This window comes from Streptomyces mayonensis, assembly GCF_018982965.1.
In the GTDB taxonomy this organism is placed as follows: domain Bacteria; phylum Actinomycetota; class Actinomycetes; order Streptomycetales; family Streptomycetaceae; genus Streptomyces; species Streptomyces mayonensis.
Genome location: NZ_JACBYP010000034.1, coordinates 64,448 through 71,920, shown reverse-complemented (window position 1 = coordinate 71,920; position 7,473 = coordinate 64,448). Strand labels below are relative to the sequence as shown.

The following is a 7,473-nucleotide window of genomic DNA, read 5'->3' as shown; positions in this document are numbered from 1 at the left end:
CCGCCGCCCCTCGCCCGTGGAGGTCTGCCGCCCACCCGTGCGACCGCCTCCGCCCCCGCCCTGCACCCGGCGCCCGCGGCCTCCTCCGGCTCCGCGCCCCTGAGCAGCGCGGCGAGGAAGGCGCCGGTGAAGGCGTCGCCCGCCCCGGTGCTGTCCAGGGGCGACGCCCCGACGGCGGGGACACGCGCACTGACGGCGCCGGACCGGGCGACCAGCGCCCCGTCCGCCCCCTGCTTGGCGACCACCGTCGGCACGTGCCGGCTCAGCTTCGCCGCCGCGTCGGCCGGTTCGGGCAGTCCGGTGAGCAGGTACGCCTCGTCACGGCTGGGGAGCAGGACGTCCACCCCGTCGACGAGGGTCAGGAAGCGGTCGACGCCCAGTCCGGCGAGGAACCCCGCCGAGGCGGGGTCCAGACTGACCGGAATCCCGCGGGCGCGTGCCGCGGCCAGGGCCAGCGAGGCCAGAGCGCGACTCGGCTCCGAGAACAGGAGGTAACCCGACAGGTGCAGCCGGGCCACACCGTCGAGCAGCGCGTCCGACCAGTCGTCAGGGCCGATCCGCAACGACGCCCCGCTGTCCGTCAGGAACGTCCGCTCGCCCGAGTCGCCCGAGTCGACCAGGCAGATCACCGTCCCCGTCGGTGCCACCGCGTCGACGACCAGCAGCGCGCGCACGCCGCGGTCCGTCAGTTCCCGCCCGTGCCAGTCGGCCGCGTCGGCGCCGACCCCGCCCAGCAGCCGCACGTCGCCGCATCCTTCGTACGCCGCCCAGCAGGCGACGTTGGCCCCCGCGCCGCCGGGCAGCCGGCGGATCGAGGCGGCCGTGTCCGTGCCGGCGGCCAGCGGCCCCCGGTGCCGGGCGACGACGTCCGTGACGACGTCCCCGACCACGAGCAGGGCGCCGTCCGGACCGGTGGTCACGCGCCGGTCCAGGCCGCGGCGACGCGGGCCGCCAGCCGTACGTTCCCCCGCACCGCCGCGAGGTTCGCGCGCAGGGAGGCGCCGTCGGTGTGGCGGACGAGGTGGTCGAGGAGGAAGGGGGTGACCGCCTGCCCCGTGACCCCCTCCGCCTCGCACGCCCGCAGCGCGTCGGCGAGTACGCGCGCGTGCAGCGCGGGATCGAGCTGCTCCTCCTCGGGAACGGGGTTGGCGACGACGAGTGCCGACGCCGGTCCGTCCAGCGCGTCCTGGGCCCGCATGACGGCCGCCACCTGTTCGGGGCCGTCCAGCCGCCAGTCCACCGGATGACCGGAGTCGGACAGGTAGAAGCCGGGGAAGCGGTCCGTCCGGTACCCGGCCACCGCCACGCCCAGCGTCTCCAGCCGCTGCAGGGTCGCCGGCACGTCCAGGATGGACTTCACGCCCGCGCAGACCACCGTGACGCGGGTGCCGGCCAGCAGGGCGAGGTCGGCCGACTCGTCCTGCGTCACCGTCCACTCCCGGTGCACGCCGCCGAGCCCGCCGGTCGCGAAGACCCGTACACCCGCCCGGGCAGCCAGCAGGGCGGTCGCCGACACGGTGGTGGCTCCGCTCGCGCCGGCCGCCACCGCGAGCGGCAGGTCGCGGTGGCCCAGCTTGCGGATGCCGTCCTCGTTCGCGACGCGCTCCAGCTGCTGCTCGTCCAGGCCGACGTGCGGCCGCCCGTCCAGCACGGCGATCGTGGCCGGTACGGCGCCCTCCTGCCGCACCACCGCCTCCAGCTCCCGCGCCACCAGCAGGTTGCGCGGGCGCGGCAGACCGTGCGCGATGATCGTGGACTCCAGGGCCACCACCGGCCGCCGTGCCCCGACCGCCGCCCGTACCTCTTCCGACACCACCAGCGTCACGTGCCCGCCTCCTGTCCGACTGCTCTCCCCAGGCTCCGGTTCCCCTTCATCCCTGGCGGGCGGAACACCGGACCAAACCCGCGGCGGTGCCCGACCGGGCCCTTGCGGCCACCCGGGCGCGCCACGAGCCTGGGTGCCATGACGGACAACACGACACGTCTTGACCACGTCGTCCTCTGGGTGCGCGACCCGGTCGCGGCGGCCCGCTTCTACGAGAAGAACCTGGGGCTGCAGCCCCTGAGGATCACCGAGTACGCCGCAGGGACGGTGAGCTTCCCCTCCGTGCGCCTCAACGAGGAGACCATCCTCGACCTCGCACCGCACACCATGGCGGAACGCATGCGCGTGCTCCCCGGTGCCGAGACCAGTGCGGGGCACCCCGTCAACCACGTCTGCCTGTCGCTGTCCCGGCCCGGCTTCGACGCCCTGCGCGCCCGCCTGGAGGAGGCGTCGGTCCCGGTCTCGGAACTCTCGCACGACTCCTACGGCGCCCGTGGCACGGCCCGGCGGAGCTTCTACTTCGGCGACCCGGACGGCAACATCATCGAGGCCCGGCACTACGAGTAGCCCCCGCCCGGCACCGGTCCGGACAGGCCCGCCCGGCACAGCGCCCGGCGGGCCGCCCGCGCCGGTGCTCAGAACAACGGCTCGGGCAGCACGCCCTCCAGCGCGAGCAGTTGCCGCTTGGTGCCCACGCCGCCGCCGAACCCGCCGATGCCCCCGTCGCTCTCGACGACGCGGTGACACGGCACCACGACCGGCAGGGGGTTGGCCCCCATGGCCAGGCCCACCGCCTGGGCGGCGCCCGGCCGGCCCACCCGGCCGGCCAGGTCGCCGTACCCGACGACCGAGCCGTAGGGGACGCCCGATGCCAGCTCGCGCAGCACCTGCCGGTTGAAGCCCGAGACCAGCGACCAGTCCAACGGCAGCTCGAAGTCGCGCCTGCGGCCCGCGAAGTACGCCTCCACCTGGCGTATCGCCCCGGTCAGCAGCGGGGAGGCGGGTGCCTCGACGGGAGCCGCGCCCAGCCGGTCCGCGAGCCGCTCCAGCGCCTGGTCGCGGGCGGTGCCGGTGGCGTGGAACACGACGTTGACCAGACCGTCACGGGTGGCGGCCAGCAGCAGCGGACCGATGCCGGTACCGACGACCGACCACACGACCCGCTCCTCGTACTCCCCATGTCCGTACTGCCCATGGCTGTCCATGCGCCAACGGTACGGCCCGCCACTGACAACGCCCGGGGCGGCGACGGCCGCGACCGCCACCGCCCCGGGCGTTCGCCGGACGGACTCCAGGGACCCGACAGGCCCTACCGGCCGACCGCGTCGCGCACCACGTCGGGCTTGTTGGTGATGATGCCGTCGACGTCGTACCCGGCGACCCGCCGCGCGGTTTCCGCGTCGTCCACCGTCCAGGTCTGGACCTCCAGGGGCCGGCCGTGCGGTCCCGTGAACGCGTGCACCGAGGAGACGTAGCTCGTGGAGAGGGTGCCGTGCGACGGGTTGATCTGGTCCGCGAACTCCGCGTACGCCGGCAGCTCGGACACGGCCGGAGTCCCGAGGAAGCCGGTCTTCACGGCCGGCTTGAGCTCGTGCACCGTGCGGATGCTGTCCGCGTCGAAGCTCTGCACCACCAGGCGGCTCGCCACGTGCTGCCGGTCGAGCCAGCCCTCGTTCGCGAGGACCTTGAGGGTCTGCTGCTCGATGCCCGGGTACAGCGCGGGGCTCTTCAGCTCCAGCAGCAGCTTCTGGTGGTTGCGCTCGAGCCGGTGCACGTACTGCTCCAGCGTCGGCACGCGCGCGCCCGCGTACTCGGGCCCGAACCAGCTGCCCGCGTCCAGCCGCGCGATCTCCGCGGCCGTGAAGTCCTTCACCTTCCAGGGCGACCGGTCGGGGAAGACCTCCTCCACGTCGGTCGTACGCTGCAGGCTCTCGTCGTGGAGGACGACCAGCTCGCCGTCCCGGGTGCGCTGGACGTCGTTCTCCACCCAGCGGATGCCCAGCTCGGCCGCCTTGTCGACGGCGGCCAGCGTGTTCTCCGGCGCGTACCCGGAGGCACCTCTGTGGGCGACGACCGCCGGTCCGTCGCCGCCCGCCCCGTCGGTCCGGGCGTGCGAGAGGGGAGCCGTCAGGGCCACCCCCAGAAGAGCGGTGGTCGCGACGGCAACTGCGCGCACATGCATGCGTACTCCTCGCATCGAGCGATCACGGACAGCACCACTGTGACACCGGAGAGTCAACGGAAGGGGGGTGCAGAATGGCCACAGGCTGAATGGAGTTGCTCAACTACGCTCACCGGGGCGGCACAACTGGGGCGGGACCGTGATTCTTTGCCGGAGAACCGTTCGACCATTCCGGTGGGAGCCCATACTCTCTGCGTCGACCCCGGTCGTTCGCGCGGCCCCCGCAAGGGGCGCACATCAGGAGGTTCCGGGACGCAACCGGGGCGCAAGCAGGCGGAAGGGCAGCCGCAGATGCAAGACACGGTCGACGGGTTCAGCTACGGAATCGTCACACCGCTGGTGGCCTACCTCATGGCCTGCCTCGGCGGAGCCCTCGGCCTGCGCTGCACCACCAGGGCCATGCTGGTCACCCGCTCCTGGCGCCCCGGATGGCTCGCCCTCGGCTCCGCGGCGATCGGCTCCGGCATCTGGACCATGCACTTCGTCGCGATGATGGGGTTCACGATCGAGGACACGCCGATCCGCTACGACTGGCTGATGACCTTCGCCAGTCTGGCCGTCGCCATCGGCATGGTGGGGGTCGGGATCTTCATCGTCGGCTACCGGGGCGCGAGCGGAACGGCCCTGTTCACCGGCGGAACCGTCACCGGCCTGGGCATCGCCTCGATGCACTACCTGGGAATGGCCGGGATGAACCTGGACGGGCAGCTGACGTACAACACGCTCACCGTCGCCGTGTCCGTCCTCATAGCCATGGCCGCCGCCACCACCGCCGTGTGGGCCGCGGGACAGGTCAGGGGCTTCCTGTGGAGCGTGGGGGCCGCCCTGGTCATGGGCCTGGCCGTCACGGGCATGCACTACACGGGCATGGCCGCCGTGGAGGTGCACGTCCACGGCACGGCCGACCCCACCACCGGAGGGCAGCCGGCCGAACTGCTCGCCCCCATGCTGATCGGCCCCCTCGCCTTCCTCCTCGTCGCCGCCGCCGTCGTTCTCTTCGACCCGCTGATGGTCATGGGCAGGCCCGCCCCGGTCCTCGCCGAGCGCAAGCCGGGCATCCCCGCCCACACCCAGGCCCCGCGCAGAATCCGGCACCCGGCCCACCACCCCGGCCACCACACGCGCCGGCCCCTCCCGCGCCGGCGCTCCCGCACCCCGCAGAACCGCTGACGGGACGCGTTGTCAGTGCGGGGTCGTACGGTGGAACCCATGCGGCCCGTTACCCAGATCGAACGCACGGTGGCGCCCTTCGAGGTCGTCAGCCCCTACCAGCCGAACGGCGACCAGCCGACGGCCATCGCCGAGCTGGCCCGGCGTGTCGAAGCAGGCGAGAAGGACGTCGTGCTGCTCGGCGCGACGGGCACCGGCAAGTCCGCCACCACCGCGTGGATGATCGAGAAGCTCCAGCGCCCCACCCTGGTCATGGCGCCGAACAAGACCCTGGCCGCCCAGCTGGCGAACGAGTTCCGCGAGCTCCTGCCGAACAACGCCGTCGAGTACTTCGTCTCGTACTACGACTACTACCAGCCCGAGGCCTACGTCCCCCAGTCGGACACCTACATCGAGAAGGACTCCTCGATCAACGAGGAGGTGGAGCGCCTGCGCCACTCCGCGACCAACTCGCTGCTCACCCGCCGCGACGTCGTCGTGGTCGCCTCCGTCTCCTGCATCTACGGCCTGGGCACCCCGCAGGAGTACGTGGACCGCATGGTCCCGCTCCGGGTGGGCGAGGAGCACGACCGGGACGAGCTGCTGCGCCGCTTCGTCGACATCCAGTACACGCGCAACGACATGGCCTTCAGCCGCGGCACCTTCCGCGTGCGCGGCGACACCATCGAGATCTTCCCGGTCTACGAGGAGCTCGCCGTCCGCATCGAGATGTTCGGCGACGAGATCGAGGCCCTCTCCACGCTCCACCCGGTCACCGGCGAGATCATCAGCGACGACCAGCAGCTGTACGTCTTCCCCGCCTCCCACTACGTCGCGGGCCCCGAGCGCCTGGAGCGCGCGGTCAACGACATCGAGAAGGAGCTGGCCGAGCGCCTGACCGAGCTGGAGAAGCAGGGCAAGCTCCTGGAGGCCCAGCGGCTGCGGATGCGCACGACGTACGACATCGAGATGCTCCGCCAGATCGGCTCCTGCTCCGGCGTGGAGAACTACTCGATGCACTTCGACGGCCGCTCGCCCGGTTCCCCGCCGAACACCCTGCTCGACTACTTCCCGGACGACTTCCTGCTGGTCATCGACGAGTCGCACGTCACGGTGCCGCAGATCGGCGCCATGTACGAGGGCGACGCCTCCCGCAAGCGCACCCTGGTCGACCACGGCTTCCGGCTGCCCTCCGCGCTCGACAACCGCCCGCTGAAGTGGGAGGAGTTCCAGGAGCGCATCGGACAGACCGTGTACCTGTCCGCCACCCCGGGGGCCTACGAGCTCTCCCGTTCCGACGGCGCGGTCGAGCAGATCATCCGCCCCACCGGCCTCGTCGACCCGGAGGTCGTCGTCAAGCCCACCGAGGGCCAGATCGACGACCTGGTGCACGAGATCCGCACCCGCACCGAGAAGGACGAGCGCGTCCTGGTCACCACCCTCACCAAGAAGATGGCCGAGGACCTCACCGACTACTTCCTGGAGCTCGGCATCCAGGTCCGCTACCTGCACAGCGACGTCGACACCCTCCGCCGCGTCGAGCTGCTGCGCGAGCTGCGCGCCGGTGAGTACGACGTCCTGGTCGGCATCAACCTGCTGCGTGAGGGCCTCGACCTGCCCGAGGTCTCCCTGGTGGCGATCCTCGACGCCGACAAGGAGGGCTTCCTGCGCTCCGGCACCTCCCTGATCCAGACCATCGGCCGCGCGGCGCGCAACGTCTCCGGCCAGGTCCACATGTACGCCGACAAGATCACGCCGGCGATGGAGAAGGCGATCGACGAGACCAACCGCCGCCGCGAGAAGCAGATCGCGTTCAACGAGGCGAACGGCATCGACCCGCAGCCGCTGCGCAAGAAGATCAACGACATCGTCGCGCAGATCGCCCGCGAGGACGTCGACACCGAGCAGCTGCTCGGCTCCGGCTACCGCCAGGTGAAGGAGGGCAAGGGCGCCAAGGCCCCCGTGCCCGCCCTCGGCGGCCGGGCGACGGCCGACGCCGAGCCGGCCAGGGCCGGGAGCAGGGGGAAGGGCCGGGGCAGGGCCGAGGAGACGGTGCCGACCGACCGTCCCGCAGCGGAGCTGGCAGGGCAGATCGAGGACCTGACCAACCGCATGCGGGCGGCCGCCGCCGACCTCCAGTTCGAGATCGCGGCGCGGCTGCGCGACGAGGTCTCCGAGATGAAGAAGGAACTGCGTCAGATGAAGGAGGCGGGCCTGGCCTGACGGCCCGTCCGGGGCACGCGCTGTGTTGCAAGACCGACACAAAGCGCGGACCGGGGTGGGGCACCGTCAGTGCCCCTGCGTAGGGTTCAGGTCA

At 72.2% G+C, this 7,473-nt stretch carries 7 protein-coding genes; 3 read left to right on the top strand and 4 right to left on the bottom strand.

Annotated elements, in window-relative coordinates:
• A partial coding sequence (locus tag HZS56_RS15860) for a carbohydrate kinase family protein (RefSeq protein WP_216721325.1) occupies positions 1 to 920 on the bottom strand: 920 nt, incomplete at its 3' end.
• Positions 917 to 1,825 carry a pseudouridine-5'-phosphate glycosidase gene (locus tag HZS56_RS15855; RefSeq protein WP_216721324.1) on the bottom strand — a complete coding sequence of 303 codons (909 nt, stop codon included), beginning with the start codon at positions 1,823 to 1,825 and terminating at the stop codon, positions 917 to 919. The genes HZS56_RS15860 and HZS56_RS15855, both read right to left, overlap by 4 nt.
• Positions 1,826 to 1,963: 138 nt before the next feature.
• On the opposite strand from HZS56_RS15855, the gene HZS56_RS15850 reads away from it, so the two are divergent.
• Positions 1,964 to 2,392 (top strand): VOC family protein, encoded by a 429-nt coding sequence (locus HZS56_RS15850; protein WP_216721323.1) that lies wholly within the window; start codon positions 1,964 to 1,966, stop codon positions 2,390 to 2,392.
• Between the two features lie 68 nt (positions 2,393 to 2,460).
• On the opposite strand, the gene HZS56_RS15845 is transcribed toward HZS56_RS15850, so the two are convergent.
• On the bottom strand, positions 2,461 to 3,030 hold the full coding sequence (locus tag HZS56_RS15845; protein ID WP_216721322.1) for a methylated-DNA--[protein]-cysteine S-methyltransferase: 570 nt from the start codon (positions 3,028 to 3,030) through the stop codon (positions 2,461 to 2,463).
• Between the two features lie 104 nt (positions 3,031 to 3,134).
• Positions 3,135 to 4,007, bottom strand: coding sequence for a glycerophosphodiester phosphodiesterase (locus HZS56_RS15840; protein WP_216721321.1), 873 nt, complete (start codon positions 4,005 to 4,007; stop codon positions 3,135 to 3,137).
• Between the two features lie 291 nt (positions 4,008 to 4,298).
• Between HZS56_RS15840 and HZS56_RS15835 the strand changes: the two genes are divergently transcribed.
• Positions 4,299 to 5,177, top strand: coding sequence for an MHYT domain-containing protein (locus HZS56_RS15835; RefSeq protein ID WP_216721320.1), 879 nt, complete (start codon positions 4,299 to 4,301; stop codon positions 5,175 to 5,177).
• 39 nt (positions 5,178 to 5,216) lie between these two features.
• On the top strand, positions 5,217 to 7,379 hold the full coding sequence (gene uvrB, locus HZS56_RS15830; protein ID WP_216721319.1) for an excinuclease ABC subunit UvrB: 2,163 nt from the start codon (positions 5,217 to 5,219) through the stop codon (positions 7,377 to 7,379).
• Positions 7,380 to 7,473: the final 94 nt, after the last annotated feature.